Origin of the sequence: Collinsella stercoris DSM 13279 (assembly GCF_020735465.1) — a bacterium.
In the GTDB taxonomy this organism is placed as follows: Bacteria; Actinomycetota; Coriobacteriia; order Coriobacteriales; family Coriobacteriaceae; genus Collinsella; species Collinsella stercoris.
This window is the reverse complement of sequence record NZ_CP085935.1, coordinates 1,068,544-1,094,914: the sequence shown is the minus strand read 5'-3', so window position 1 is coordinate 1,094,914 and position 26,371 is coordinate 1,068,544. Positions and strand designations below refer to the sequence as shown.

General features: G+C 65.4%; 23 protein-coding genes. 17 read left to right on the top strand and 6 right to left on the bottom strand.

Annotation, left to right across the window (positions count from 1 at the left end):
- The first annotated feature begins 2 nt into the window (after positions 1-2).
- Genes LK434_RS04700 through LK434_RS04690 form a run of 3 tightly spaced genes read left to right on the top strand, consistent with a single transcriptional unit; the run spans position 3 to position 2,291 of the window.
- Positions 3-1,385, top strand: coding sequence for a glycoside hydrolase family 1 protein (locus LK434_RS04700; RefSeq protein WP_006720420.1), 1,383 nt, complete (start codon positions 3-5; stop codon positions 1,383-1,385).
- A gap of 59 nt (positions 1,386-1,444) precedes the next feature.
- Entirely contained in the window at positions 1,445-1,972 is a 528-nt protein-coding gene (locus LK434_RS04695; RefSeq protein ID WP_006720421.1) for a DUF3284 domain-containing protein, read from the top strand.
- 1 nt (position 1,973) lies between these two features.
- Positions 1,974-2,291, top strand: a complete 318-nt coding sequence (locus tag LK434_RS04690) for a PTS lactose/cellobiose transporter subunit IIA (protein ID WP_006720422.1) — start codon at positions 1,974-1,976, stop codon at positions 2,289-2,291.
- A gap of 263 nt (positions 2,292-2,554) precedes the next feature.
- On the opposite strand, the gene LK434_RS04685 is transcribed toward LK434_RS04690, so the two are convergent.
- Positions 2,555-3,559 (bottom strand): LacI family DNA-binding transcriptional regulator, encoded by a 1,005-nt coding sequence (locus LK434_RS04685; protein WP_006720423.1) that lies wholly within the window; start codon positions 3,557-3,559, stop codon positions 2,555-2,557.
- Between the two features lie 298 nt (positions 3,560-3,857).
- Here LK434_RS04685 and rpsA point away from each other — a divergent pair, with 298 nt between their 5' ends.
- From rpsA to LK434_RS04640, 9 genes are all read left to right on the top strand, one after another.
- Entirely contained in the window at positions 3,858-5,018 is a 1,161-nt protein-coding gene (gene rpsA, locus LK434_RS04680; RefSeq protein ID WP_006720424.1) for a 30S ribosomal protein S1, read from the top strand.
- A 102-nt stretch (positions 5,019-5,120) separates the two neighbouring features.
- Positions 5,121-5,939 (top strand): HAD hydrolase-like protein, encoded by an 819-nt coding sequence (locus LK434_RS04675; protein WP_006720425.1) that lies wholly within the window; start codon positions 5,121-5,123, stop codon positions 5,937-5,939.
- A gap of 163 nt (positions 5,940-6,102) precedes the next feature.
- Entirely contained in the window at positions 6,103-7,530 is a 1,428-nt protein-coding gene (locus tag LK434_RS04670; protein WP_006720426.1) for a Sapep family Mn(2+)-dependent dipeptidase, read from the top strand.
- Positions 7,531-8,704: 1,174 nt separating this feature from the next.
- Positions 8,705-9,637: a phosphate ABC transporter substrate-binding protein gene (locus tag LK434_RS04665; RefSeq protein WP_227917871.1), complete on the top strand. Its 933-nt coding sequence runs from the start codon at positions 8,705-8,707 to the stop codon at positions 9,635-9,637.
- A 33-nt stretch (positions 9,638-9,670) separates the two neighbouring features.
- Positions 9,671-10,582 carry a phosphate ABC transporter permease subunit PstC gene (gene pstC / locus LK434_RS04660; RefSeq protein ID WP_006720433.1) on the top strand — a complete coding sequence of 304 codons (912 nt, stop codon included), beginning with the start codon at positions 9,671-9,673 and terminating at the stop codon, positions 10,580-10,582.
- Entirely contained in the window at positions 10,575-11,663 is a 1,089-nt protein-coding gene (pstA, locus tag LK434_RS04655) for a phosphate ABC transporter permease PstA (protein WP_006720434.1), read from the top strand. Before pstC ends, pstA begins: the two co-directional genes overlap by 8 nt.
- The gene (gene pstB, locus LK434_RS04650; protein WP_006720435.1) at positions 11,660-12,625 is read left to right on the top strand and encodes a phosphate ABC transporter ATP-binding protein PstB; all 966 of its coding nucleotides are present in this window, start codon (positions 11,660-11,662) and stop codon (positions 12,623-12,625) included. Before pstA ends, pstB begins: the two co-directional genes overlap by 4 nt.
- A gap of 521 nt (positions 12,626-13,146) precedes the next feature.
- Positions 13,147-15,183, top strand: coding sequence for an ABC-F family ATP-binding cassette domain-containing protein (locus LK434_RS04645; RefSeq protein WP_227917870.1), 2,037 nt, complete (start codon positions 13,147-13,149; stop codon positions 15,181-15,183).
- Positions 15,184-15,429: 246 nt separating this feature from the next.
- Complete coding sequence (locus LK434_RS04640) at positions 15,430-16,020, top strand: histidine phosphatase family protein (RefSeq protein ID WP_040360554.1); 591 nt, start codon at positions 15,430-15,432, stop codon at positions 16,018-16,020.
- A gap of 301 nt (positions 16,021-16,321) precedes the next feature.
- Here LK434_RS04640 and LK434_RS04635 read toward each other — a convergent pair whose 3' ends face one another.
- Positions 16,322-17,698, bottom strand: a complete 1,377-nt coding sequence (locus LK434_RS04635; protein WP_006720440.1) for a DUF1015 domain-containing protein — start codon at positions 17,696-17,698, stop codon at positions 16,322-16,324.
- Positions 17,699-17,774: 76 nt separating this feature from the next.
- On the bottom strand, positions 17,775-19,190 hold the full coding sequence (locus tag LK434_RS04630; RefSeq protein WP_006720441.1) for a radical SAM protein: 1,416 nt from the start codon (positions 19,188-19,190) through the stop codon (positions 17,775-17,777).
- Positions 19,191-19,468: 278 nt separating this feature from the next.
- On the opposite strand from LK434_RS04630, the gene LK434_RS04625 reads away from it, so the two are divergent.
- Entirely contained in the window at positions 19,469-20,209 is a 741-nt protein-coding gene (locus tag LK434_RS04625; RefSeq protein ID WP_227917869.1) for a TetR/AcrR family transcriptional regulator, read from the top strand.
- 39 nt (positions 20,210-20,248) lie between these two features.
- On the opposite strand, the gene LK434_RS04620 is transcribed toward LK434_RS04625, so the two are convergent.
- Together LK434_RS04620 and serC are read right to left on the bottom strand one after the other, a co-directional pair.
- The gene (locus LK434_RS04620; RefSeq protein ID WP_040360555.1) at positions 20,249-21,412 is read right to left on the bottom strand and encodes a phosphoglycerate dehydrogenase; all 1,164 of its coding nucleotides are present in this window, start codon (positions 21,410-21,412) and stop codon (positions 20,249-20,251) included.
- A gap of 318 nt (positions 21,413-21,730) precedes the next feature.
- On the bottom strand, positions 21,731-22,840 hold the full coding sequence (gene serC / locus LK434_RS04615; protein ID WP_006720444.1) for a 3-phosphoserine/phosphohydroxythreonine transaminase: 1,110 nt from the start codon (positions 22,838-22,840) through the stop codon (positions 21,731-21,733).
- 179 nt (positions 22,841-23,019) lie between these two features.
- Here serC and LK434_RS04610 point away from each other — a divergent pair, with 179 nt between their 5' ends.
- A complete protein-coding gene (locus LK434_RS04610) occupies positions 23,020-23,889 on the top strand; it encodes a metallophosphoesterase (RefSeq protein ID WP_040360556.1) in 870 nt (289 codons plus the stop codon).
- A 95-nt stretch (positions 23,890-23,984) separates the two neighbouring features.
- Here the strand turns inward: LK434_RS04610 and LK434_RS04605 are convergent, their stop codons facing one another.
- A complete protein-coding gene (locus tag LK434_RS04605) occupies positions 23,985-24,302 on the bottom strand; it encodes a hypothetical protein (RefSeq protein WP_006720446.1) in 318 nt (105 codons plus the stop codon).
- Between LK434_RS04605 and LK434_RS04600 the strand changes: the two genes are divergently transcribed.
- The 3 genes from LK434_RS04600 to LK434_RS04590 all read left to right on the top strand — a co-directional run bounded on the left by LK434_RS04600 (position 24,189) and on the right by LK434_RS04590 (position 26,352).
- Entirely contained in the window at positions 24,189-25,049 is an 861-nt protein-coding gene (locus LK434_RS04600; protein ID WP_227917868.1) for an IS1595 family transposase, read from the top strand. The genes LK434_RS04605 and LK434_RS04600 overlap by 114 nt on opposite strands.
- 70 nt (positions 25,050-25,119) lie before the next feature.
- Positions 25,120-25,857, top strand: a complete 738-nt coding sequence (locus LK434_RS04595) for a GntR family transcriptional regulator (RefSeq protein WP_006720448.1) — start codon at positions 25,120-25,122, stop codon at positions 25,855-25,857.
- A gap of 60 nt (positions 25,858-25,917) precedes the next feature.
- Entirely contained in the window at positions 25,918-26,352 is a 435-nt protein-coding gene (locus LK434_RS04590) for an HAD family hydrolase (RefSeq protein ID WP_006720449.1), read from the top strand.
- Positions 26,353-26,371 lie beyond the last annotated feature (19 nt).

Below are 26,371 nucleotides of genomic sequence, written 5' to 3'. Positions count from 1 at the left end.
CGATGGACGTCAAGTTCCCGGAAGGGTTCTACTTCGGCAGCGCCACGAGCGCGACCCAGGCGGAGGGCGCCCATACCGCCGATCACAAGGCCCCGGATATCTGGGACCTCTGGTTCGAGGAGGAGCCCTACAAGTTCCACGGCGGCGTCGGTCCCGCCGACACGTCGACGTTCTTCGAGCATTGGCGCGAGGATATCGAGTTGCTGCACGAGACGGGGCAGAACTCCTTCCGCACCTCGATTAGCTGGTCGCGCCTGCTGCCCGACCCGGAGGGCGACCCCAACCCCGAGGCCGTCGAGTTCTACCGCAACGTGTTCGGCACGCTGCGCGCCGAGGGCGTCGAGCCCTTCGTGAACCTGTTCCACTTTGACATGCCCGTCGCCCTGCAGGAGCGCGGCGGCTGGGAAAGCCGCGAGGTCGTCGACCTCTACGAGCGCTATGCCCGCATTGCGTTCGAGCTATTCGGCGACGTCGTCAAGCGCTGGTACACGTTCAACGAGCCCATCGTGCACGTGGAGTGCGGCTATCTGCAGCAGTACCACTACCCCTGCAAGGTCGACCCTAAGGCCGCGGCACAGGTTGCCTACCACACGGCGCTCGCCAGCGCGCTGGCCGTCCGTGCCTGCCATGAGGTCCTGCCCGACGCCAAGATCGGCATCGTGCTCAACCTCACGCCCGCCTATCCGCGTTCCGACAATCCCGCCGACGTCCGCGCCGCCCACATCGCCGAGCTCTTCGCCAACAAGAGCTTCCTGGACCCGAGTGTGCACGGCGCCTACGATCCCGAGCTCGTCGAGCTCATCAAGAAGCACGGCCTCATGCCCGTGGTCGACGAGACCGATCTCGCCATCATCCGCGACAACACGGTGGATTACCTGGGCGTCAACTTCTACCAGCCCTTGCGCGTCTGCGCCCGTGCGAGCCTGCCCAACCCCGAGGCGCCCTTCATGCCCACGTACTATTACGACGTGTACGCCATGCCGGGCCGTCGCATGAACCCGCACCGCGGTTGGGAGATCTACCCGCACGCGCTGTACGACATCGCCATCAACCTGCGCGACAACTACGGCAACATCGAGTGGATCGTCTCCGAGAACGGCATGGGTGTCGAGGGCGAGGACAAGTTCCGCGGGGCGGACGGCACCATCCAGGACGACTATCGCATCGACTTCATCAAGGAGCACCTGACCGAGCTCGCCCGCGGGATCGACGAGGGCTCCAACTGCATCGGGTATCATCTGTGGACGTTCATCGATTGCTGGAGCTGGCTCAACGCCTACAAGAACCGCTACGGCCTGGTGGAGCTCGACCTCGAGACGCAGGAGCGCCGCATCAAGAAGAGCGGCCGCTGGTACAAGCAGCTCGCCGAGGCGCGCGGCTTCTAGGAAGGCAGATGGGGCGTCGCGCGTGCTCGGGCAACGGCGGCGCCCTCTGAGGAGGGGTAATGAAAGTACAGGTCAAGATGGGTATCGGCGCCGACGAGCTCTTTGAGAGCATCGTCACCTCGGTGCGCTACGACGCCGAGCAGGCGCGCGGCAAGAAGGTCCCCGCCAAGAAGATCAAGGCCGGGTTCACCTACCAAAAGACGCTCGCCGCCAAGGTCGGCGGCGCGCAGCACGTGACCACCAAGATCACCGAGTTCGAGCCGCCGCGCCTGTACGCCGCCTCGATCACGTCCTCGCGCGGCGTCAACACCGTGCGCTACGAGATCTCCCCGCTCGAGGGCGGGGAGGGGATCAGCGTGGTCTACGAGGAGGGCTACGCGGGCGACAAGGCCCTCAACGACCTGAACGGCAAGCTCATGGGCGCGCTGTACAGCCCCTTTGCCAAGCGCAAGATCAAGAACCGCCTGCGCGATATGGAAACCTACATCAAGCAACATGGGGCGTCCTCCCTGGATGACGAGGCCGAGGCCGGTCTCGCGGAGGAGTCCGAGGATGCGGCAGCCGATGCCGCGGAGAGCGAGGAGTAACATGGACGACATGAACAAGATCGAGATGGCGTGCTTTGAGATCATCGCCAACGTGGGCTCTGCCCGCAGCTGCTTCATCGAGGCCATCGACCTGGCCGGCGAGGGCAAGATCGAGGAGGCCGAGGCCCGTGTCGCCGAGGGCGAGCAGTTCTTCCTGACCGGTCACGCCAAGCACGGCGAGATGATCGCCCAGGAGGCCGGCGGCGAGCACATCGACCCGAGCATCATCCTCATCCACGCCGAGGACCAGCTCATGAGCGCCGAGACCTTCAAGATCCTGGCCGGCAAGTTCATCGATCTTGCCAAGAAGAACGCCTAGACAAACGGTCGTTTCCCAAGGCCCGGTTCGTTCGAGACGGGCCATCGCGTGCCCCGCAGTCGCATGGCGGCTGCGGGGCTTTTTCTTGCCCGTCGTTGGCATTGGCTGGTCGCACGGTTCCCGCGCTGATCGCCTCGGTTGTTTTACGCGTTGGCCCGATGACCCCTGTTCCGGCCGCCAGGGTCCTTCTTCATCGTGGGACGGCCCGCCGGACCATGCCGGCGGGCCGGAGCGAATGGCATATCGATGTCGAACGTTGGGATCTAGCAGCCCTTGAGCCCGATGATCGAGGGCAGCCAGGCGATGTCCTCGTCGGTGTAGGTCGTCTTGCCGGAGCCCAGGCGCCCCTCCTCGATCATGGAGAGGATCTCGCGCGCGGCGCGCGAGCCGATCTCGATCGACGGCGGGCACACGGTGGTGATGCTCGGGTGGAAGTACGTCTTGGTGTCCAGATAGTCGTAGCAGGCAAACGAGATGTCCTCGCCAACGCGCAGCCCCAGCTCGTTGAGCGCCTGCTGCGCGCCCTGGCTGCGCCCGTAGTTGAGGACGAACACGCAGTCCATGCCGTCCTCGTTCACGAGCGCCATCATGTCGCGGTACCCGCACTCGCGTTCGTAGCCGCCAATGCGCACCACGGCGTTCTTGCGCGGCAGCCCCGCCTCGTCGAACGCCTCGAGCACGCCGGCCAGGCGCTCGCGCGAGACGTACTCGTCTTGCGACGCGGCCAGGATGCCGATGCGCTCGTGGCCCGCCTCGATCATGCGCCCGGTCACCTCGCGGCAGCTCGCGCGGTTAGCGGCGAGCATGTTGTCCACGCACGAATAGGGCAGGGGGTTCGAGATGGAGAGCGTCGGGATGCCGCTTTGCTCGAGGAGCCTGCGCGCGCGGTCGTCCTCGATGGCCTCGAAGAGGATGAGCCCGTCGACGCGGCGGTCGATGAGGTTCTCGAGCTTGCGCACGAACACCTCGCGGTCCTCGCGAAAGCCGGAGAGGATGATGTTGTAGTCGTTGAGCTCCATCTCGCGTTCCACCTGCGCCACCACGCTCACGGCAAAATGATTGAGCATGTTGTTGATGAGCAGGCCGATGGACATGCTCTGCTTGGAGCGCAGGCTGCGCGCCAGGTAGTTGCTGCGGTAGCCGAGCTCTTCGATGGCCGCCTCGACGCGGATCCGGTTGCTCGCCTTGAGCTGATGCCCGTTGAGGTAGCGCGAGACCGTTCCCGCCGAGACGCCGGCACGTTTGGCGACTTCTTGGATGGTGGACACGACGACTCCCAGAATTGAATCGATTTATATAAAGCATTCTACGTGAGGGCCCAAGCAGGCGGAATGCCATTCGCGTAAGGTTTGTTGCCGAGTACGAAAAAATCGTACTTCACGCTTGAAAACACAGAAGTTTCCACGTAACCTACTGTTTCGTGAATGCGTATGCTTCACATCAGTATCTGTCGGCCCCCGAGATTGTTCCAAACGGTGCGCGCGCGCTGGCGGCATGTGCCCTCAAGGCTCGCAACCATCTGCAGGTCAGGTAATCGGGGCCCCGTAGTTCGAAAGGGGTCCACCTTTGAGTGAGATTCAGAACTCGTCCATCTTCTCCCTCGACGACGTCGATACCGAGGAGATGAACAACCTCATCGACAACTCCATCACCGATTTCGATGAGGGCGACCTGGTCAACGGCACCGTTGTGAAGATCGAGCGCGACGAGGTCCTCGTCGACATCGGCTTCAAGTCCGAGGGCGTCATCCCCGTCCGCGAGCTGTCCATCCGCAAGGACGCCAACCCCGCCGACCTCGTGGCGCTGGGCGACTCCATCGAGGCGCTCGTGCTCCAGAAGGAGGACAAGGACGGTCGTCTGGTTCTCTCCAAGAAGCGCGCCGAGTACGAGCGTGCCTGGAACCGCATCGAGGAGAAGTTCAACGCCGGCGAGAACGTCGAGGGCGAGGTCATCGAGGTCGTTAAGGGCGGTCTCATCCTCGACATCGGCCTGCGCGGCTTCCTGCCCGCCTCCCTCGTCGACCTGCGCCGCGTGAAGGACCTCACCTCCTACCTCGGCACCCGCATCGAGGCCCGCGTCATCGAGATGGATCGCAACCGCAACAACGTCGTGCTCTCCCGCCGCGTGGTGCTCGAGGAGTCCCGCAAGGCCGAGCGCTCCGAGATTCTCTCCAAGCTCAAGAGCGGCATGCGCCTCAAGGGCACCGTCTCGTCCATCGTGGACTTCGGCGCCTTCGTGGATCTGGGCGGCATCGACGGCCTCATCCACATCTCCGAGCTCTCTTGGAACCACGTCAACCACCCCTCCGAGGTCGTCAAGGTCGGCCAGGAGGTCGAGGTCGAGGTGCTCGACGTCGATCTGAACCGCGAGCGCATCTCCCTCGGTCTCAAGCAGACCACCGAGGATCCGTGGCGCGCGCTCGTCAAGAAGTACCCCGTGGGCGCCATCGTCGAGGGCACCGTCACCAAGCTCGTGCCCTTTGGCGCGTTCGTCGACCTCGGTGACGGCATCGAGGGTCTCGTGCACATCTCCGAGATGGCCAACAAGCACGTGGACCAGCCTGCCCAGGTCACCGCTGTGGGCGCCAAGGTCCAGGTCAAGGTCATGGAGATCGACCTCGACCGTCGTCGCATCTCCCTTTCCATGAAGTCCGCTGCCGAGACCCTCGGCATCGAGATCGAGGTCGCCCCGCTCGAGGGCGAGGAGAAGGCCGAGGACGCCGAGTAGCGCCCGCGCGTGTCGCCTTTGAACCTTAGGTTCGCTGCAAACCCCGATGGGCTCTGCGCCCGTCGGGGTTTTTCTATCGATTGCCGAGAGGGGAGAGCCGTGATGATGGGAAACGAGATGATGGCCGGGAGGAAGGACGACGGCGGGGCGGTGCCCGCGTTGGAGGTGTTCCGCTCGGAGGGGCGGACGGGTGGGGCGTCCGCGGGCGGGGGCATTGCATCGCGCGGTTCGGGCTTGACGTCCGATTCTGATGCGTGCGGGCTGTTCGACCCGTCGCTGGCGGCGCGCCCCGTCGTGCTGTTCGACTTCGATGGAACGCTCGCCAACACGCAACCCGCCATCATGCGCGTGGTGAGCGAGGTGCTGGCGCGACGCGACATCTCTCTCACCGAGGCGCAGATGCTGCCGTTGATCGGGCCGCCGCTCGAGGACGGCATCCGTTTGGTCGCAAACGTGGGCGAGGACGAGGCGTTGCGCATCGCCGCGGAGTATCGCGACCTTTTTGCACGGACGGTCACCGCGACCGACATCCCTTTGTTTCCCGGAACCGTGGCGTTGCTGGACGCCCTCGCGGCGGCGGGCAAGCGCATGGCCGTGGCCACGTCACGCCTCGAGGCCTCCACGGCGGAGCTGGTGCGCGATTTGGGCGTGACGCACTTCGAGGCGGTGTGCGGTCGCGTGCCCGGCGTGCGTCAGACCAAGGCCGAGTCTATCGCCGCCTCCCTCGCGGCGCTCGACGTTCGCCCCGAGGACGCGGTCATGGTGGGCGATCGCATGTATGACGTGTTGGGCGCCGCGGAGCTGGGTATTCCCTGCATCGGCATCTACTCGGGCGCCGCTGCGCCGGGTGAGCACGAGGAGGCGGGCGCCGCCGCGGTGTGCTCCGACATGTTCGACGTCGCGCGCGTGCTGGGCGTCTAAATGCCGCGAGCCTGTCGTGGATGCCGGGCGTGTGAGTTTCGGGCGTCTAGGCGCCGCGCGCGGTCCCGGGCGCGTGGGGCTCTGCGCCATGTTTGAGGTGTATCCGCTTCTTGTAATGGGGCACAATAAGCGGCGTGACTGTTTTTGAGGGAAGGAGGCGCCCATGCGCGCTGATGTGATGGAGAGCGTCGACGCGTACGTCGACGAGGTGTGGGAGGACGTCGTTGCGGATATCTCCACGCTCGTTTCGCACGCGTCCGTGGCCGATGCGTCGGCTGCCGAGCCCGGTGCGCCGTTCGGGCGTCCCGTGCGCGCCGCGCTGGACTGCGCGCTCGGCATCGCCGAGCGATTGGGCTACCAGACGGGTGACGACGAGGGCTTTGTAGGCTACGCGGATATCGCCGGCGAGCGCGCGGAGCACATCGCCACAATCGCGCACGTGGATGTGGTTCCCGCCGGCCCCGGCTGGGCCACCGACCCGTTTGCCATGGAGCGACGCGAGGGCTGGCTGCTCGGCCGCGGCGTGATCGACGACAAGGGCCCGGCGGTGCTCTCCCTGTATGCGGGCGCGTACCTGCTGCGCCAGGGCATAACGCCCCGCTACACGTTCCGCGCCCTGCTGGGGTGCGACGAGGAGGTGGGCATGTCCGATGTCCATCATTACCTCGAGTCGCATGAGCAGCCCCTGTTTCTGTTCACGCCCGACGCCGAGTTCCCCGTATGCAACGCCGAGAAGGGCTGTTTTGGCGGCACGTTCGCGAGCGCGCCCATCGAGGGCGGTGTGATTCACTCGTGGAGCGGCGCCGAGGCGACCAACGCCATTCCGAGCGAGTCGGTCTGCGTGCTCGGCGTTTCCGTCTCCGAGCTGCCCGTGCCGCGGGCCAACGCCGACCGCGTGGCGGTTGAGGCGCTTGAGGACGGCTCCGCGCGGATATTCGCGCAGGGTATCGGCGGTCACGCCTCGCTGCCCGAGGGCACGATCAACGCCATCGCGCTCGTCGTGGGGTACCTGCGCGAGGTTGCCGCTGCGAGGCCGGAGCTCTTCGCCGCGCAGGAGTGCGCCTTCCTGGACCTGCTCGCCTGCGTGCACGAGGATACGGCGGGCCGCGGTTTGGGCATCGCCTCCGAGAGCGCGGCGTTCGGCCCGCTCACCTGCAACGCCGGCACCATCGAGGTGGTGGACGGCCGCATCCTGCAGACCATCGACGTTCGCTTCCCCGATTCCATCACGGCGGACGAGATGCGCATGATCTGCAACGCGACGGCCGCCCAATACGGTGCCGAGTTCTGCCAGGGCAGCGTCAAGGAACCGTTCTCCGTCTCGGCGGACAGCCCGTGCGTCCAGGCGTTGCTCAACGTATATCGCCAGGTTACGGGCAGGTCGGCCGAACCGTTCTCGATGGGCGGCGGCACCTACGCGCGCAATTTCGCGAGCGCGGTCTCGTTTGGCCCCGAGGACAATTCGCTGGAGCTTCCGGCGTGGGCGGGCACGATGCACGGTCCCAATGAGGCTGTGAACGAGGCGTTGCTGCGTGATGCGCTCAAGATGTACATTCTGGCGCTGTTGCGCCTGAATGAGCTTGATTTGTAGCGCGGGCTCGATGGGCAACATGCTTCGAAGTGCGGACGAGCGCCGCATCGGTGGCGAGGAACGCGGTCGATCCTTCTCGCTCAAGAAGGATCGACCGCAAGTGAAAGAGAAGGAGATCGACTATGCCGAGTATTTGGGAGCAGCTGTTCGGCATCGTGGTCGTTGCGTTGGCAATGGTGTTCGGTGGATTTTTGTATCGTAGGAATCATGGCGGGACCACGGGTCGTACGAGTGCTTCCCGCCCCGCTTCTCAAAAGGGGTCGAACCCACAGAAGCAGTCGAGCTCTAAGAAGCAATCGGGTGCGAAGAAACAATCGAACGCGAAGAAACATTCACGCAAGAAGCGTTAGGCTTTCATGCTGCGCTTTGTCTCCAGTTTGCCCTATTGATGGTGAGCGCGAGCGGGATGTTTGGGCGTTATAAGGTGAAACGGGCAGGGTGATAGGGTGTCACTTATTAAAAAGTGTGGGGTTTATCGCGGTCTACGTGAGTAGACGGGCTTTTTAACCAATGAAACCGCAGGTCGCTGTAGTCCAAAATAAGTGGATATATCGCATGGGCCCAGAAAACCCCACACATTTTGTCGAGCGGCGTGTAATGGGGGCACGCAAAGCGTCTTGAGGCGCAGTTAGGATCGAAACATTAGGGGAGAGCGCCCCGGCTTGGTCGTTTGGCGACCAAGCCGGGGCGCTCCCTTCGGGCCGGGGCGATCTTTCATGTGTTGCCGATTGTTGTCGCTCCCCAGTTCTCAATGTCCTGCGTGGGACGCGCCACATGTCCCGCGCGAAGTATGCCACATGTCTTGCGTGGGCTGCGATATATGCCCTGCGTCATGTCCTTGCGTGGGATGCGTTGCATGTCCTGCGTGGAAGGCGACATATAAGAAACTCCTCGATGCATTGCGGCTGTTTTTCGGACCTCATGTTCCGTGTAAACCAGGATTCGCCAGCGAGGGCCAAATGTAAGCCGCGTGTAAGCGCGGGCGCAGCTCGCGGTAATGCTTGGTCAAAGCGCCGTAAGAGTCGGCGGGCGAGAGCGGGCGCGCGGCGAGCGCGCGGTAAGGTGCTAGCCGTACGACGGATGGGGCAAAACCAGACACGCCCCGCGCGGGATGGGAACGCCCGCGCATGCCGTCTGCGCGATGACGCGCTTTATTGCTCTCGAAGGGAGAACCATGTTCGACTATTCCTGCTCTCGCCGCTCCTTCCTCGGCCTCGCCGGCGGCCTTGCCGCCTTCGCGGGCCTTGGCCTCGCCGGTTGCGGCGGCTCCGACGCCCCCGCCGCCGGTTCCGCCGACGCCGCCGCGGGCGTTGTGGGCGAGGTCACCTACGACGGCGCCTCCTCCTTCCAGGCCCTCGTGGAGGCCGCCGCCGAGCAGTTCATGAACGAGAACCCCGACTGCGTTGTGTCCGGCTCCGGCAACGGCTCCGGCGCGGGCCTCACCGCCGTGTCCTCTGGCACCGTGACCATCGGCAACTCCGACGTGTTCGCCGAGACCAAGCTCGACGCCGACGCCGCCGCCAAGCTCGTCGACCATGAGGTCGCCGTGGTGGGCATGGGCCCGATCGTCTCCAAGAACGTCACCGTCGACGACCTGACCCTGGAGCAGCTCAAGGGCATCTTTGGCGGCACGATCACCAACTGGAAGGAGGTCGGCGGCGAGGACGCCGAGATCGTCGTGGTCAACCGCAAGGAGGGCTCCGGCACCCGTGCCACCTTCGAGGCGGCCGTCTTTGGCGACGAGAAGAACAGCTACAAGCCCGCCCAGCCCGAACAGGACAAGTCCGGCGACGTCCAGACCCTCATGGGCTCCACCGACAACGCCATCTCCTACATCGACTTCTCCCACTTCGACGACACTAAGTTCACCGCCATCAAGGTGGGCGGCGTGGAGCCCGAGAGCAAGAACGTGCTCGACAACAGCTTCCCCATCTGGGCCACCGAGCACATGTACTGCGCCAAGGACGCCGACGACGCCACCAAGGCCTTCCTCGAGTACATGCTCTCCGACGACGTCCAGAGCTCGCTCGTCGAGGAGCAAGGCTTCATCCCCGTGTCCGAGATGGTCGTCGTCAAGGACGCCGAGGGCAACGTCTCCAACAAGTAATCGCTGATCTGCAATCATCTCGAAAGGTGCGTCATGGCAAAACAGCTGCCCAAGCGCAACCTTGAGAGGGTCGGCCAGGGCGTCACGGGCGCGTGCGTAGCGCTCGTGACGCTCCTTGTGCTTGCGCTCATCGTCATGGTGGCGCAAAAGGGCCTGTCGACCTTCATCAAGGACGGCGTCGACGTCGTGGGGTTCTTTACCGGGACTGACTGGAGCCTGGCCAACGTGGACGAGGCGACCGGCCTGCCGCAGACCGGCGCGCTGCCGCTCATCGTCACGTCGTTCGCGGTCACGCTGCTGTCGACCGCCATCGCGCTGCCCATCGCCATCGGCTCCGCCATCTTTGCCGTCGAGATCGCGCCCTCGTTCGGCAAGCGCGTGTTCCAGCCCATGGTCGAATTGCTGGTGGGCATCCCTTCGGTCGTGTTCGGCCTCATCGGCTTTCACGTGGTGGTCGCCGCGTGCAAGGTGCTGTTCGGCACGCAGACGGGCATGGGCATCCTGCCGGGCGCCATCGTGCTCTCCATCATGATCCTGCCCACGGTGACGACCCTTTCCATGGACGCGCTGCGCGCGGTGCCGGACGGATACCGCCAGGGGTCGCTCGCGCTCGGCTACACCCGCTGGCAGACCATCTGGCACGTGGTGCTCAAAAGCGCGCTGCCCTCGCTCATGACCGCGGTCATCCTGGGCATGACGCGCGCCTTTGGCGAGACGCTCGCCGTGCGCATGGTCATCGGTGGCGCCGAGGTCATGCCGGCCTCGCTGCTTTCGCCCGCCTCGACCATCACCACCACCCTCACCACGAGCATGGCCATCTACGCCGACGGCTCGGTGCAAAAGGACGTGCTGTGGTCGCTCGGCCTCATGCTCATGGGCATGTCCCTCATCTTCATCATGATCATCCACTTCATCGGCAAGAAGGGGGCGAAGTCCCATGGCTAAGACCTGCCGAACGTCCCCGGCGCCCGTGGCGGCGCCAACGGTGCCAGCGGCCGCCGCCGCGGCGGGCTCCGAAGCGGGGCTTAAGGTTGACGAAGGATCTCAGGTTGACGCAAGGCGGAGGGCCGATGCGGGTCACAAGGTCGATGCGGGGCGCGGGGCCAACGCGGGACTCAAGGTCGACACGGGGCACATCGCCCGCGCGCAGCGCATGGACCGCATCGCCACCGGTGTCCTCACCGCCATCGCGGGTCTCGTCATGCTCATCGTCGTGTCGATGGTGGCCTATATCCTGTACGAGGGCCTCTCCACGTTGCTCACGCCCGGGTTCCTCACGCAGCCCAGTCGCGCGAACGGCGCCGCAGGCGGTGTGGCCTACCAGCTGTTCGACTCGTTCTACCTGCTGGTCATCACCCTGCTCATCTCGGTGCCCGTGAGCCTGGGGGCCGCGGTGTTCCTGACCGAGTACGCTCCCGAGGGCCCCATCACGCACATCGCCAGTACGGCCATCGAGACACTCTCCTCCCTGCCGTCGATCGTGGTGGGCATGTTCGGCTTCCTGGTGTTCTCCGTCAACTTTGGCTGGAAGTACTCCATCATCTCCGGCGCGGTGGCGCTCACCATGTTCAACATCCCCATCCTGGTGCGCGTGATCCAGCAGGCGCTCGAGGACGTGCCCCAGCACCAGCGCGACGCGTGCCTGGCCATGGGCCTCACGCGCTGGGAGGCCACCGTGCACGTGCTGATTCCCGCTGCCATGCCGGCCATCGTGACGGGCGTGGTGCTCTCCGCGGGCCGCGTGTTCGGCGAGGCGGCCGCCTTGCTGTTCACCTCGGGCATGTCGAGCCCCGTGCGCCTGAACTTCTTCACCCTCAACTTCGCGAGCCCCACGTGCGCCTGGAACATCTTCCGCCCCGGCGAGTCGCTCGCCGTGCACATCTACAAGATCTACGGCGAGGGTGCCCCGGAGGCCCAGCAGATCGTGTGGGGCACCGCCGCGCTGCTGATGATCTGCGTACTGCTGTTCAATGTGGTCTCCCGCGTGGCGGGCAAGGCCCTGGCGAAAAGGATGACTGCCGAATGAGTGACGTGATTACGGGCGAAGCCGCCGCAGGTAGTGCGGGTGCGTCGACGGCAGCCGCGCCCGACGGTAACGGGCTGGGGACCACTGCGCCTGCAGCGCAACCGATGTCTGGTTCCGCGGGCATAGCCGGGGGCGTATCGGCCGCCGCAGGCACGTCTTCAGCCGCGAGTGAGCTGGGTCGTGTCGCTGCCGCGGTGGCTCCAGCCCCTGAGGTCGTGCTCGAGACGCGCGACGTCAACGTGTTCTACGGTGACAACCATGCGCTGCACAACACCTCGCTGGCGTTCCATAAGGGCGAGATCACCGCGCTCATCGGTCCCTCGGGCTGTGGCAAGTCCACCTTTTTGCGCAGTCTGAACCTCATGAACCGCGAGATCCGTGGCTGCCGCGTGGAGGGCGAGATCCTCTACGGCGGGCGCAACGTCAACACGCGCGAGGAGAACCTCTACGAGCTGCGCCGTTCCATCGGCATGGTGTTCCAGCAGCCCAACCCGTTCCACAAGACCATCTACGAGAACATCGTGTTCGCGCCCAAGCGCCACGGCCTGCGCGGCAAGGACAACCTCGACGCGCTCGTGGAAGAGAGCCTGCGCGGCGCCGCGCTGTGGGACGAGGTCAAGGACAAGCTGCATCAAAGCGCGTTCTCGCTCTCGGGCGGCCAGCAGCAGCGCCTGTGCATCGCGCGCACGCTCGCCATGCACCCGGACGTCATCCTGTTCGACGAGCCGTGCTCGGCGCTCGATCCCATCTCCACCCTCGCCATCGAGGAGCTCATGCACTCCGTGGTGCGCGACCGCGCCATCGTGATCGTGACGCACAACATGGAGCAGGCGAGCCGCGTGTCCAATCGCACGGCGTTCTTCTACATGGGTGACATGGTGGAGTACGGCGAGACCGACCAGATCTTCCAGCGCCCGCGCGACAAGCGCCTGAACGACTACCTGACCGGTATGTTCTCGTAGGGCGCACCAATCCCATCGGAGCCCTCCCGGGGCACGTCATCCCGTGCTCGAACAATCCTGTTCGCGCGGAGGGTCCACTGGACCCTCCGGCTCATGCGGAACTGCGCGCGGGACGATATGCCCCGGGAGGGCTCCTGGTTATTGCGTGTTGAGACGACGTATCGGAAAGACGGAGGGTTCAGTGCTCGCGGCGGGAACATGTTAGTGGAGTGGGGACATATGGCGCCTGCGACAAGAGCGCGCTGATAGGATGTGCAGGACCTAAGACGGCTTTGTGCGAGTCATGGCGAAAGCGTGTTAAGTGAGTTGGAGCACAGGGCCCACGGCGATGACGTGCCGGCTGGGGTGGAGGGCGTAAGGTCCGAGGCGAGTTCCGCATGCCGAGCAGTCCAGTGGACTGCTCGTATTTACTCGAAACGATTGTCCGAGCATCGGACCTTACGCCCTCCACCCCAGCCGTTAGAGCGCCTGACCCTGCTAAGATGAATGGCTGTGAATACGAGTGCGAGGAGCATGTGCTTATGGCCATTTTGCTGGGTTGCGACAGCGTGCATCTGGAATTTCCCACCAAGCTGATCGCGAAGGACGTCACCCTGGGCGTCAACGAGGGCGACCGCATCGGCATCGTGGGCAAGAACGGCGACGGCAAGTCGAGCCTGTTGTCCGTGCTCGCCGGCGTCCTTGAGCCCGACGCGGGCCGCGTGACGCGCCGCCGCGACGTGGCCGTGGGCGTGCTGGGCCAGCGCGACTCGCTCGACAGCGCCAGCACCGTGCACCGCGCCGTGGTGGGCGACATCCCCGAGTACGAGTGGGCCTCGAGCCCGCGCGTGCGCCAGATCCTGGACGGCTTGATTGCCGACGTGCCGTGGGAGGGCCTGGTGGGCGAGCTCTCCGGCGGTCAGCGCCGCCGCGTGGACCTCGCGCGCCTGCTCATCGGCGATTACGACGTGCTCATGCTCGACGAGCCCACCAACCATCTGGACATGCGCACCATCAACTGGCTCGCCGACCACCTCAAGTCCCGCTGGCAGCGGGGGAGCGGCGGTCTGCTCGTGGTGACGCACGACCGTTGGTTCCTCGACGAGGTGTGCACGTCCATGTGGGAGGTGCACGACGGGTGCGTCGACCCATTCGAGGGCGGCTACTCGGCCTACATCCTACAGCGCGTGGAGCGCGATCGCATGGCGGCCGTCACCGAGGAGCGCCGTCGCAACATGGCGCGCAAGGAGCTCGCATGGCTCTCGCGCGGCGCCCAGGCGCGCAGCACCAAGCCCAAGTTCCGTGTGGAGGCCGCGCGCGAGCTCATCGCCGACGTCCCGCCCGTGCGCAACGAGCTTGAGCTCAAGCGCCTGGCGGTGAGCCGTCTGGGCAAGCAGGTCATCGATGTGATCGACGTGGATGCCGGGTATGCGCGCGGCGCAGGCGCTGCGGGTGGCGTTGCGGACGGCCGCGACGCGGCGCTCAGCTCGGCGGGCGAGGTTTCCGGCGCCGCGGCATCTCCCGACGGCGCGACAGGTGCCGAGCACGCGACGGCCGCCGCCACCGGCGATTCGACATCCGCCGCGTCCTCGGACCGTCCCGTCCTCTCCGACGTGACCTGGCTCATCGGGGCGGGCGACCGCTACGGCCTGCTCGGCGAGAACGGTGCCGGAAAGACCACCTTGCTCAACATCATCCAGGGCAAGCTCAAGCCCCTGCGCGGCCGCGTGAAAATCGGCTCAACCGTGCGCTTTGGCGTGCTCTCCCAGCAGCTCGACGAGCTCAAGCCCGTCGAGGACGACACGATCCGCGAGGTGCTCGCGCGCGGCAAGCGCTACGTGATGGTCGAGGGCAAGGAGACCACGCCCGAAAAGCTCCTCGAGCGCCTGGGCTTTACCCAGCAGCAGATGTGGAGCCGCATCAAGGACCTGTCCGGCGGACAAAAGCGCCGCCTGTCGCTGCTGCTTACCATCTTGGACGAGCCCAACGTGCTCATTTTGGACGAGCCCGGCAACGACCTGGACACCGATATGCTCGCGCTGGTTGAGGACCTGCTCGACAGCTGGCCGGGCACCTTGATCTTGGTGACGCACGACCGCTTCCTCATGGAGCGCGTGACCGACCAGCAGTGGGCGCTCGTGGGCGGCACGCTGCGGCATGTGCCGGGCGGCGTCGACGAGTACCTGCACCTGGCGGGGCAGCTGAACGCCTCCGGCAATGCGCGCCTGCAGGCGCCCGGGTTCACGGGCGCGGCCGCCGTGCCTGCCTCTGGCGCCGGTGCCGCCGCTCCGGGCGCTTCCGGTGAGGCCGCCAAGGGCTCTGGGGATTCGGGTTCTCCCGCGGCGCCCTCGCTTTCCAATGCCGAGCGCCAGCGCCTCAAAAAGGAGGTCGCCTCGCTCGACCGCAAGATGGAGACGCGTCGCGCCAAGATCGACGAGCTCAAGGCCGCCATGTTCGACATCGACCCCACGGACTTCGCGGCGCTGACCGCGCAGCAGGAGGCCATTGCCGCCGCCCAGGAGGAGCTGGAAGAGCTCGAGATGGCCTGGCTCGAGGCCAGCGAGCAACTCGAGGGGTAGACCCGCATCGAGCCCGGAGGGGCCTTGAGCCCAAGGGAAGCGCCGCCGCGAGGACGCCGGTCCGCTTGACGCGCATGACCTCATCGCGGGCAGCGCCGGAGCGTGGCACCGCGCCCCGTAGGTGCGGCTCGCGCGACGCCTGCGCGAGCCGCCTTGCTGGTGCCGCCGAAGGCTATCATGCTGTGCATGCATGATTGTTGATCGCCGCCGTTTGGAAGGCGGCGTCGCCGGTTGATGGGAGAGGCAATGGCACGGGAGCTCTATCTGGTTCGTCACGGCAAGACGATGTTCAACGAAAAGCGCGTGATCCAGGGCTGGTGCGATGCGCCCTTAACCCGGGAAGGGGAGGAGCAGGCGGAGCGCATCGGGCGCTACTTCGCGCGCGAGGGCATCTCGTTTGACCATGCGTACACCTCCACGCTCACGCGCACGCAGCAGACCATCGAGCGCATCGTCGACATGCCCTATGAGCGCGTGCAGGATCTGCGGGAATGGGGCTTTGGCGCCTTTGAGGGAGAGCGCGTGAGCCTGATGTCGTCGTTTCCCTGGGGCGATTTTTACGTGCCGTTTGGCGGTGAGTCGCAGGCCGACGTGCGTAAACGCGTGTGCGATGCGCTCACCAAGATCATGAGCCGCGCCGGGCATGAGCGCGTGCTGGCGGTGAGCCACGGCTCTGCATGTCGCGAGTTCCTCTCGCACTGGGTGCCCGAAGGCGGTTATGACCGAGGTGGTGTGCCCGGCAACTGCAGCATCATGCGCTTCGCATACGACGGCGGGGTGTTCTCGCTCAGCGAGGTCATTGAGCAGGATCGATTGAGGGAGCTGTTGGGGGAGTAGTGCTCGGCCGTCCCGCGCGTCGCGCGGTGACCCGCCGCCATGCGGAAACGTCCGACTTTGCGCGGCCGCATCTTGATGCGCCCATCTCTGCAACATCGCATGTCGACGTGGACGTTTCTGCAATATCACATGTCTACGTCGATGTTTTCCGCAACATCGCATATTGACGTCGACGTCTTCCGCAACACCGCCTCTTTGTGGGGAATGAGAAACGCAGGGCCTCTCGCTTGAACTGCGAGATGCCCTGCGTGTTGGTGCGCAGCGCTTATGGTGCGGTGCGGCGCCGCTCTGGGCGGAGCCGTTACTGTTTTGCGATGCGGTGGATGAACAGGCCGCTGCGGAGCTTGGGCTCGAACCACGTCGACTTTGGCGGCATGACCAGCCCGGCGTCCGCCACCGCGAGCAGCTGGTCGATGCCGGTGGCGCACAGGGTGAACGCCACGCCTTCCGCGCCCGCGCGGCGCTCGAGCTCCTCGGTGCCGCGAATGCCGCCCACAAAGGCGATGCGCTCGTCGGTGCGCGGGTCGTCGATGCCAAAGATCGGCGCGAGGATGCAGGTCTGCAGGATCGAGACATCGAGGTCGTCGACAGGGCTCGATGCGGCACAGGCGAACGCGTCGGAGTCACCGGAGGAGGGGGCGTCGGCGACGAGGGCTTCGCTCGCGTCGGCGACGCGGACCTCACTCGCTTCGCCATCCGTACCGCCGCCCGTACTCTCGGCGTAGGCGCGCGCGTCGGGCTGGTCGGCGCGCAGCTCGTACCAGGTCCCATCGGTGTACATGCCAAAGACGCCGCGCTCGCGCGGCTCGACCGGCACGGGCGACTCGACGATGCCGAACCCCGCGCCGTGCAGGACCTCGAGCAGCTCATAGGTGCTGAGGCCGTTGCGATCGGCCACGACGCGGTTGTACGGCAGGATGGTGAGCTGGCTTGCGGGGAACAGCACGGACAGGAAGTAGTTGAACGGCTCCTTGCCGGTGTACGTGCCCGCTGCGCGCGCCTCCTCGCGCATGCGCTGCGCGACGCGCACGGCGCTCGCCGCGCGATGGTGCCCATCGGCGATATAGGCGCACGGAATCTGCCCGAGCATCGCGTGGAGCGCGTCTACCGCGTCGCGGCGCACGACCTCCCATACCGTTTGGCGTACGCCGTCATCGTCGGTGAACGCGTACAGGGGCGTGGACGTCTTGGCGGCGCCGACGATCATGTCCAGCACGGGCTGATCGCGGTAGGCGAGGAAGATCGGGCCCGTTTGGCAGCCGAGCGCCCCGATGTGCTCGATGCGGTCGCGCTCCTTCTCCTCGCGCGTGAGCTCATGGCGCTTGATGACGCCCTGCTCGTATTCGTCCACCGAGCACACGGCGACGATGCCCGTCTGGCTGTGCCCCTCCCACGAGAGCTCGTAGATGTAGTACGAAAGGTTGCGGTCCTCGACGAGCGTGCCGTCCTCGATGCGCTCGCGCAGGAGCGCCGCCCCGCGCTCGTACACCTCGGGGGCGTACATGTCCTGCTCGGGCGCGAACTGCGTCTCGGGGCGGTCGATGTTCAAAAACGAGAGCGGACGGTCCGCGACGTACGCGGCGGCCTCAGCTCGGTCGAACACGTCGTAGGGGAGCGCGGCGACCTCGGCGGCGTGCTCGGGGACGGGGCGTATGCAGGGAAAGGGAAGCGCTCTCATGGAAAATCCTCTCGCGGCGGGTGAATCGCGCATGCGAATATCGTACCCTGTCCGCCGGATCCCCTCGCCGCACAAGTTACTTTTTCAAACGCTCGAAACGCTTGAGGTCACTCTCCGCCATGCCCTGGCGTGGGCCCTCCGCGCGCTTGGCGTGCATGGGGTCGGCCTCGTCGCGCCAGATGCGCTCGGCCACGGGCTTCCAGTCGGCTGCGCCCGGCAAGGTCTTGCGCCGCAGCTCCTCCGGCGTCTCCGGCTCCACGAGGTCGGTCCCGTGGGCGCCGGACTCCGCCACCATCCGCCCCAGCTCGTAGGGGTTCTCGAGCATGGGGCAGGGGCGCAGGTGGTTGTCGTTGAAGGGCTGCGACTCGTAGTACTTCATGAACAGCGGCGACTTGAGCGCCTCAAGCAGGCTGACGTCGTGGATGTTGGCGTTGCTGTAGTGGATGAACACGCAGGGCTCCACGTCGCCCGCGGCGTTGATGTGTAGGTAGCGGCGACCGCCGGCGATGCACCCGCCCACATACTCGCCGTCGTTTTGGAAGTCGAGCGTGAAGAGGTCCTTCTTGTGCCGCATGTCGCGCACAAAGTGGTACATGCGCTCGCGCTGCTCGGGCGTGGGCATGAGCGAGGCGGGCGATGCGGCGCCCACGGGCATGTAGTGGAAGTACCAGCAAAACAGGGCGCCCTTGCCGATCATCCAGTCCATGTTCTCCTCGGTGGCGACCGTGTCCGCGTTCTCGCGCGTCCAGCAGCAGGAGATGCCAAAGGGCAGGCCGTGCTCCTTGAGCAGCGCCATGGCGCGCTCGATCTTGGCGTGCGTGCCGCGCCCGCGCCGCGCGTCGGTGGTGGCCTCGTCACCCTCGGCCGAGATGGCGGGCACAAAGTTGCCCACGCGGATCATGTCCTGGCAAAACGCCTCATCGATGAGGGTGGCGTTGGTAAAGCAGAGGAACGCGCAGTCCTGGTGCTTCTCGCATAAGGCGATGAGGTCGTTCCGGCGCACGAGCGGCTCGCCGCCCGTGTAGATGTAGAGGTGGCAGCCGAGCTCCTTGCCCTGGCAGATGATGGAGTCGATGTCCTCAAGGGAGAGGTTGAGGGCATGGCCGTACTCGGAGGCCCAGCAGCCCGTGCAATGGAGGTTGCAGGCGCTCGTGGGGTCGAGCAGGATGGCGTAGGGTATGTTGCACTGGTGCTCCTCGCGCATCTTTTCCTGCATGGGCCACCCCAGGATGCTGCAATCGGCGATGAGCACCTTGAGCAGCTTGGTGCGGACGGCGGGGTTGAGGTCGAAGATACGCATCATGAGGCGGTACCAGTTGTTGCGCTCGCGGATCGCGGTGTCGAAGGCCCGGCGCTGCGAGGTCAGAACCGATTCGGGCACGAGTCTGTCGACGAGCGCCATGATCTTGTCGATATGGGCCTTAGGGTCCTCGTCGAGATAGTCGATGAGCTTGTTGAGGGCCGCGCGCTCGGCGGCCTGCGTGAGTGCCATACCTGCTTCCTCTCTCGCAAACGGACGTCTCGGTGCGGAGTCGCCCCCGTTTTTCTCGCGGTGCGCTTTTAGGGGTGCGTTGCCGGGTTCCGAGCGCCTTGGGTCTGGGGCTCGCCTGCGGCGCCGCGGTAACGGCGGACGGTGCCACGGGCCTTGCCTTGAGGATGCATGATAACAGCTGTGGTATATTCTACAACTGTGGACTTACAGTTGTGTCTAATCAACGAAATGCAGGTAGTTGTGGGTTTATACCCACTTCGACCCAAATGGGGAGGAGCGTGGAGACGGTGCCGAACGACGATGGACGTGCGAGGGTGCACGCGGATGCGCATGCGGGTGGACGCGCGGGCGAGCGCGCGGACGGGCGCGCAGGCGAGTGCATGGATGGGCATCCGGACAAGCGCACGGACAAGCGCGTGATGCGCTCGCGCAAGGTGATGATCGACGCGTTCGAGCATCTGCTGAGGGCCAAGCCCTACGAGGACATCACCGTCACGGACATCGCGCGCGAGGCCGATGTGGACCGCAAGACGTTCTACAAGCACTTCGGGTCCATCGACGGGCTGCTCGCCTACATCCTCGACCGGCATATCGCCGAGATCGTGGAGAGCACGCACGCGCTGCTCTTTCGCGATGGGGAGCTTTTGGAGCAGGACCTCGACGTGCGGCTCCGCACGTTTTTCGACATGGTGAACGTGTCGCTCATGACCAACATCTCGCTCAACCGCCGCGTGTTCGAGTGCGTCCCGTTCGACCTGCTGCTCTCCTGCGTCAAGGCGTCCATGCTCGAGGAGCTCAGGCGCTACGGGGCGGTGCCGCGCGCGATCCCCGCCGAACTGCTCGAGTATTACCTCTCGTTCGTGTTCGGCGGGATCCTCGCGGCGTATCGGCGCTGGATCGCCTCGGACGGCGGCGTGCCCATCGAGAGCGTCTCGAGCGCGGTGAGCGCCCTGGTGGCGGAGGGCATCGCGTCGATCGCGTTCCCGCCCGACGCCGCCGATTCGATTTTGGGGTCGTAGCGACTGCTCCGTTCGGCTCGATACCCAGCGCGCCTTCGCCTACTTGATCACGCGCACGCGGTACATGGAGGGGATCTGCTTGAGGGCCTCGATGGTCGCGCGGTCGAGGTGCTCGTCGGTGTCGAACATGGTGTAGGCGTTCTCGCCGGCGCTCTCGTTGACCATGCGTTGCACGTTGGCGTTGTCCTTTGCGAGGATCGCCGTGATCTGGCCGATCATGTTGGGCACGTTGGCGTGGAGGCACGCGATGCGGCTCGCGGCGCGCGCCTTGCCCATGGAGCAGGCGGGGTAGTTCACCGAGTGCGCGATGTTGCCGTTCTCCAGGTAGTCCTTGAGCTCGGAGATGGCCATGTCGGCGCAATTGGCCTCGGCCTCCTCGGTGCCCGCGCCGGAGTGCGTGGTGATGAACGTGCGGGGCATGCGCACGGTCTTGGGCGTGGCGAAGTCGCAGGCGAACCAGGAGAGCTTGCCGGCCTCGAGCGCCGCGGCGACCGCGTCCTCGTCGATGATGGTCTCGCGCGCGAAGTTGATGAGCACCGCCCCCGGCGCGAGCAGGGCGAGCTGCTCGGTCGAGATCATGCCGACGGTGTCCGCCTTGGAGGGCACGTGCAAGGTGAGGTAGTCGCAGCCGCGGCAGAGGTCCTCGAGGGTGCCCACGCGCTGGACCTCGCGGTTGAGCGCCCAGGCGTGCTCGACGGAGATGAACGGGTCGTAGCCGTAGACGTCCATGCCCAGCTCGACGCACGCGTTGGCCACCTTGGAGCCCACGTTGCCCAGGCCCACGACGCCGATGCGCTTGCCGCGGATCTCGCGGCCCACGAACGCCTTCTTGGCCTTTTCCGCCGACGTGAGGATGTCCGGGTCGTCGGCGTTGGCGCGCACCCACTGCATGGCCTGCACGATGCCGCGGCTCGACATGATCATCATGGCGAGCACGATCTCCTTGACGGCGTTGGAGTTCGCGCCGGGGGAGTTGAACACCACCACGCCGCGGCGCGCGTACTCCTCGATGGGGATGTTGTTCACGCCGGCGCCGCAGCGGCCGATGGCGCGGATGCCCTCGGGCAGGTCGTAGCCGTGCAGGTCGGTGGAGCGCATGAGGATGGCGTCGGCGTCCTCGGCGCGTTCGACGAACTCGTAACCGGCTCCAAAGTCGATGGCGCCGTCCTTGGTGATGTCGTCGATGGTCTTGATGTATCGCATGATGGTCCTCGATTTCCGTTTTGGGTGGATGATGAGGTCCGGCGCTCGAACAGCCCTGCGCACGACGGAGGGGCCCACGGGGTCTCTTTTGCGTGCGGAGTTCGCGGCGGACTCCATCATCCGCCCAAGCGCTCGGCCCTCATGCTAGTGGTAAAGGCTCGCGTGCTGAGGGGCCTTGGAGTCCCGATCCGCCCGCCCGGGCGGTCAGTGCCGCCGCGAGTTTCCCACGAGCCGAAGAGATCAGTGGGCTCTTCGCGCGAGCGGGACTGCCCGAGGCGGGTCCAACCGCCCGGGCGGGCGGGTTGGGGCGCCAAGGCCCTAGATAGATCGCGGGGACCAGCTGGCCTCGAAGTTGCGCATGCACGTTGCCAGCGCCTCGACGGACTCCATGCTCACGGCGTTGTAGATGCTCGCGCGCATGCCGCCCACCAGGCGGTGCCCCTTGACGCCCTCGATGCCGCGTTCGCGCGCAAAGGCTATGAAGGCCGCATCCGTGTTTGCGTCGTCCGTGCGGAACGTGACGTTGGCGATGGAGCGGCTGGTTGGCTGCGCGGTTCCGTGGAACAGCTCGCTGTGGTCGATCAGGTCGTAGAGCAGTTCCGCCTTGGCGCGGTTGCGCGCCTCCATGGCGGTGAGGCCCCCGGTCTGCTCGACCCAGCGAAAGACCTTGCCGCACAGGTAGATCCCGAACGTGTTGGGGGTGTTGTACATCGAGCCCTTGGCCGCCTGCAGCTGGTAGCCCAGGTAGGTGGGGCAAATGTCGGCGCGCGCGGGGCCGTTCTCGATGAGGTCTTCGCGCACGATCACCACCGTGACGCCCGCGGGCCCGGCGTTCTTTTGCGCCCCGGCGTAGATGAGCCCGTAGCGCTCGACCTCGAGCGGCAGCGACAAGAAGCAGCTCGACACGTCGGCGACGAGCGGCGTCGCGCCGGTAGGGGGGAGCTCGCTGAACATGGTGCCAAAGATGGTGTTGTTCTGGCAGATGTACACATAGTCGAGGTCGTTCCGGCTCGCCCGCTCGCCCGCGGCTTCAAGGTTGGGGATGCGGTCGAAGTTCGTGTCCTCGCTGGTGGCGAGCACCTCGGCCTCACCGTATCTGCACGCCTCCTTCCAGGCGAGCTTGGCGAAATTGCCAGTGAGGAGGTAGCCGGCGCGCCCGGTGCGCATGAGGTTGAGCGGGATGCCCGCGAACTGCAGGGTCGCGCCGCCCTGGAGAAACAGGACGCGGTAGTTGCCGGGGATGCCCAGCAGACGGCGCAAGCTCGCCTCGGCGTCGTCGATGATGGATTGGAACGTGGCGGAGCGGTGGCTCATCTCGAGTACGGACATGCCGCTGCCCGCGTAATCGAGCAGCTCGGTCTGAGCCTCGCGCAGCACGCACTCGGGGAGCGCGGCCGGGCCGGCGGAGAAATTGTGCACACGCGCCATGGCGCACCTTCCAATCGGACGGATGATGTGACGAGAACTTTAGCACTGTAAAGTACTTGCCGGGCGGATGAAGGGCGCGTGACCTGAATGTTAACAAGTGTCCCACAAGTTGTTTGAGCTTCGGGCCATGAGGGCATACAATAACCCTAACGTTCAAGTTGACCTTGAAGGAGGGCGCTTTGGCGACGTATGTGACATCGGACGCGCACGGGCATGTGCGGGCGCTCGACCGCGCCCTTGAGATGGCACGGCCCGGAACCCAAGACACGGTGTTCGTCCTCGGGGACATGGTCGATCGCGGCCCCGACCCGTTGGGCGTCATCACCCTGGTGCGTTCGCTGCCCAACGTCCACGTGCTCATGGGCAATCACGAGGCGATGTTGCTCGAGACGATCCTCAAGGACGATCAGCTCGACATGATGTCGTGGCATATGAACGGCGGGTTCGTGACCTCCGAGCAGCTCGACGCGCTGCCGCGCGAGCGCTACGCCGAGCTCATGGATTGGCTCGCGGCGCTGCCCACGTTCGCCGTGGTGGAGACCGATGACGCTCGTCCCACCGCCGCCCCCGGCGCCCGCCGCATGCACGTGCTGTGCCACGCCGGCATCGACGCGCCGCGCCTGCGCGCATCGCTGGCCCAGGCGGGCGTGGGGCCGGATGGCCGGGGTGGCTATGCGTACGCCACGGCGGAGGACCTGCTGGGGGCGATGGTTTCCCAGCAGGTCGAGGACCTGCTGTGGATTCGGCGCGAGTTCTGGTCGAACCCCACGGGCCTTGTGGGCCTGGACGGCCGCGGCCCGGTGGTGGTGGCCGGCCACACCCCGTCGATCCTGCTGGGTCGCTATGCGCGCCTCATGTGCGGGACGGGCGTGGACGAGAACCTGCGCGGCGTGATGGTGGAGGTTGGCCCGACGCGCGACACGGGCGGGGTCGCCGACCGCATCTGCATCGACTGCTCGGCCGCCGCGGGGTACCCGAGCGGCCGCGTGGGCGTCATGCGCCTGGAGGACCGCCGCGTGTGGTACGCCGACATCAACGAGGGCGAGTAGCGGAGGCAGGGGTCGGCGAGGGCCCCTTTGACCACCTCAATTTAGGGACAGTCCCTAATTTGAGGTGCCGCTGCAACCGCGACTGCGGTCGCGTCCTACAAGTGGAACGGCGAGCGGTTCTTTTGCGAGAGGTTCTGCCGAATACGGTAGTACTCGATACCCAGCAGCACCAGCAGCAAGAGCATCGAGGCGAGGTGCCCAACGACGGCCCCCGTGAGGCCGAGCAGCCAGATGAGCGCGGTGGGCACCACGAGCGCGAAGGCGAACGTGACGAGGTAGGGCTTGGTGGCCGAGTCCTGGTGGCGCAGCACGGTGATGATGGCGTAGAGAAAGTCGATCGACGCGCTCACGCCGCCCGCGGCGATCATGAGGTAGGCGAGCGTGCGGAACTTCTCGAAATCGATGCCGTACATAGGGGCTTGCCTAGTTTAGGGGCCGGAAAGGCTCTAGAATTAGGCCATGAGCAGCAAGAAGGCACCGAAGAACAAGTACGTCACAAAATCGCACCTCTCGGAGCGCAAGTTCAGGGAGCTGCCGAGGCTCTTCTGCGCCGACGTGACGGCGCTCTCGGCGGCCTCCCCGACGGGCCTCAACCGCAACACGGTCAACCGCTGCCACGGCATGCCGAGGGCGCGCATAGCCGAGATCAGCGAGGCCGACAGCCCCTTCGACGGCGAGGTCGAGGCCGACGAGAGCTACTTCGGCGCGAGGCGCGCGAGGGGCGTCCGGGGCCGCGGGGGGCGGGGCAAGGCGATCGCCTTCGGGCTGCCCGAGCGCGGCGGCAAGGTCCACACCCGGATCGTGCCGGACGTCACCCGCAGGACGTCGATGCGGTCATCGAGGGAAAGGTGTCCAAGGACTCCATAATGTGCACCGACGGGTCCGCGTCCTACGACGGCTTGGTCGATTGGGGCTGCAAGCGCCATTACAGGGTGAGCCGCGGCGAGAACGGGTTCGTCGAGCGGGGGAGCCCGGGCAACCATATCGACGGCATCGAGAGCTTCTGGGGATACGCCAAGAACAGGCTGGTAAAATACCAGGGGATACCCAAGGAGGACTTCTACCTCCATCTGAAGGAATGCGAGTTCAGGTTCAACATGCGGGGGCGGGACATGTACAGATTCATGCTTCGGGAACTCCGGGAAAGGCCCCTAAACTAGGCAAGCCCCATCATCTTAATATGTCATGTGAAGTGACACCGGGTGTTTATTTGAGGAGGTCTGGCTGTCGATGTCCGCTCAAACGCTCAAAGATTCGCCGCTGCTCCTCTATCAACAAGTGGCGGGCGATTTGCGCTCGTCAATCGAGAACGACGTGTATCACGAGGGGCATCGGATTCCTTCCGAAGCCGAGTTGAGCCAGCTCTACTCCGTGAGCCGCATTACCGTTCGCAAGGCCATCGAGCAGCTGGTCGACGAGGGGTTGTTGGTCAAGCGTCAAGGTAAGGGCACGTTCGTCCAGCCGCGACGCCGCGAGCGCGTGATTCTCGATGACAGGAGCTCGGAAATCAACGGTTTTTCGGTTTCCTGCCGCAAGAACGGGTTTGTTCCCGGAGCCCAGCTGCTGCGTCGTGAAGTCGTTTCGGTTCCCGAGGGGGAACGCGAGTTCTTTGGCGATGAGGTCGAGGAGTTGATTGCCATCGACCGCATCCGCACGGCCGACGGCAGCCCCATCATGGTCGAGCACAATCTTTTCCCTCGAGTGGGTCTCGAGTTCCTCGAGACTGAGCCGCTGGGCGACGCTTCGCTGTTCAAGCTCATTCGCGAGCGGACGGATCGTCGCGCGTTTCGCGGCAGCGAGCAGTCGCTTGGTATCCAACTGGCAAATGACGAGCTCGCGAAACTGCTCGAGGTCCCTCTCGCCGAGCCCCTCTTCAATCTGAGGGGCAGGTATCGCGATCAATTCAACAAGCCGCTGTACGTGGGGCAGCAATATATCATCGGGTCGCGATACACCTTTTCGATGTAGCGTCGCGAAGGGCGCCCTTCGCCGTTGCGGCGCACGAGTGGATTCAGGAGAACCATCATCATGGTCCAAGGAGCCTTTCCCTTCAAAGCCGTCATCTTCGATATGGACGGCGTCATCGTCGATACCGAGGCGTATTACCAGATCGAGCAGCGCGAGTTCTTCGAGGAATTCGGCATCGAGGTGAGCGACGAGGAGCTGTTGGCGACCGTGGGCGCCTCGTTCCAGTCGTTCCAGCGCTCCCTCGTCGACTGGTTGGGCCGCATCGGGCGCGCGGTGACGCCTGACGAGGCCCTGCGCATCTATCGGGATTGGAAGAACGGGCGCGAGGTCGATTACGCCGCACTGATGAATCCCGGCGTGCACGAGGTCTTGGCGGGTCTCAAAGAGCGCGGCGAGCGCCACACGCACGCCGCGCGCTCGTTTTCGGCAAACGCTTTCCTTCTCGGAAGGGAAAAGCCGGGTATGGAACCCGTCCCATCGCCGCTGGTATCGTAGCTAGGCGAGGGGAGGTCAA

Bases quoted from the DNA above. Each gene is read 5' to 3' on its own strand.
- pstB (WP_006720435.1), top strand. From the start codon at position 11,660: ATGAGTGACGTGATTACGGGCGAAGCCGCCGCAGGTAGTGCGGGTGCG.
- LK434_RS04620 (WP_040360555.1), bottom strand. From the start codon at position 21,412: ATGCGATACATCAAGACCATCGACGACATCACCAAGGACGGCGCCATC.
- LK434_RS04590 (WP_006720449.1), top strand. From the start codon at position 25,918: ATGGTCCAAGGAGCCTTTCCCTTCAAAGCCGTCATCTTCGATATGGAC.
- LK434_RS04605 (WP_006720446.1), bottom strand. From the start codon at position 24,302: ATGTACGGCATCGATTTCGAGAAGTTCCGCACGCTCGCCTACCTCATG.
- LK434_RS04670 (WP_006720426.1), top strand. From the start codon at position 6,103: ATGCGCGCTGATGTGATGGAGAGCGTCGACGCGTACGTCGACGAGGTG.
- LK434_RS04665 (WP_227917871.1), top strand. From the start codon at position 8,705: ATGTTCGACTATTCCTGCTCTCGCCGCTCCTTCCTCGGCCTCGCCGGC.
- pstC (WP_006720433.1), top strand. From the start codon at position 9,671: ATGGCAAAACAGCTGCCCAAGCGCAACCTTGAGAGGGTCGGCCAGGGC.
- LK434_RS04695 (WP_006720421.1), top strand. From the start codon at position 1,445: ATGAAAGTACAGGTCAAGATGGGTATCGGCGCCGACGAGCTCTTTGAG.
- LK434_RS04675 (WP_006720425.1), top strand. From the start codon at position 5,121: ATGATGGGAAACGAGATGATGGCCGGGAGGAAGGACGACGGCGGGGCG.
- LK434_RS04595 (WP_006720448.1), top strand. From the start codon at position 25,120: ATGTCCGCTCAAACGCTCAAAGATTCGCCGCTGCTCCTCTATCAACAA.
- LK434_RS04700 (WP_006720420.1), top strand. From the start codon at position 3: ATGGACGTCAAGTTCCCGGAAGGGTTCTACTTCGGCAGCGCCACGAGC.
- LK434_RS04690 (WP_006720422.1), top strand. From the start codon at position 1,974: ATGGACGACATGAACAAGATCGAGATGGCGTGCTTTGAGATCATCGCC.
- LK434_RS04635 (WP_006720440.1), bottom strand. From the start codon at position 17,698: ATGAGAGCGCTTCCCTTTCCCTGCATACGCCCCGTCCCCGAGCACGCC.
- LK434_RS04640 (WP_040360554.1), top strand. From the start codon at position 15,430: ATGGCACGGGAGCTCTATCTGGTTCGTCACGGCAAGACGATGTTCAAC.
- pstA (WP_006720434.1), top strand. From the start codon at position 10,575: ATGGCTAAGACCTGCCGAACGTCCCCGGCGCCCGTGGCGGCGCCAACG.
- LK434_RS04630 (WP_006720441.1), bottom strand. From the start codon at position 19,190: ATGGCACTCACGCAGGCCGCCGAGCGCGCGGCCCTCAACAAGCTCATC.
- serC (WP_006720444.1), bottom strand. From the start codon at position 22,840: ATGGCGCGTGTGCACAATTTCTCCGCCGGCCCGGCCGCGCTCCCCGAG.
- LK434_RS04645 (WP_227917870.1), top strand. From the start codon at position 13,147: ATGGCCATTTTGCTGGGTTGCGACAGCGTGCATCTGGAATTTCCCACC.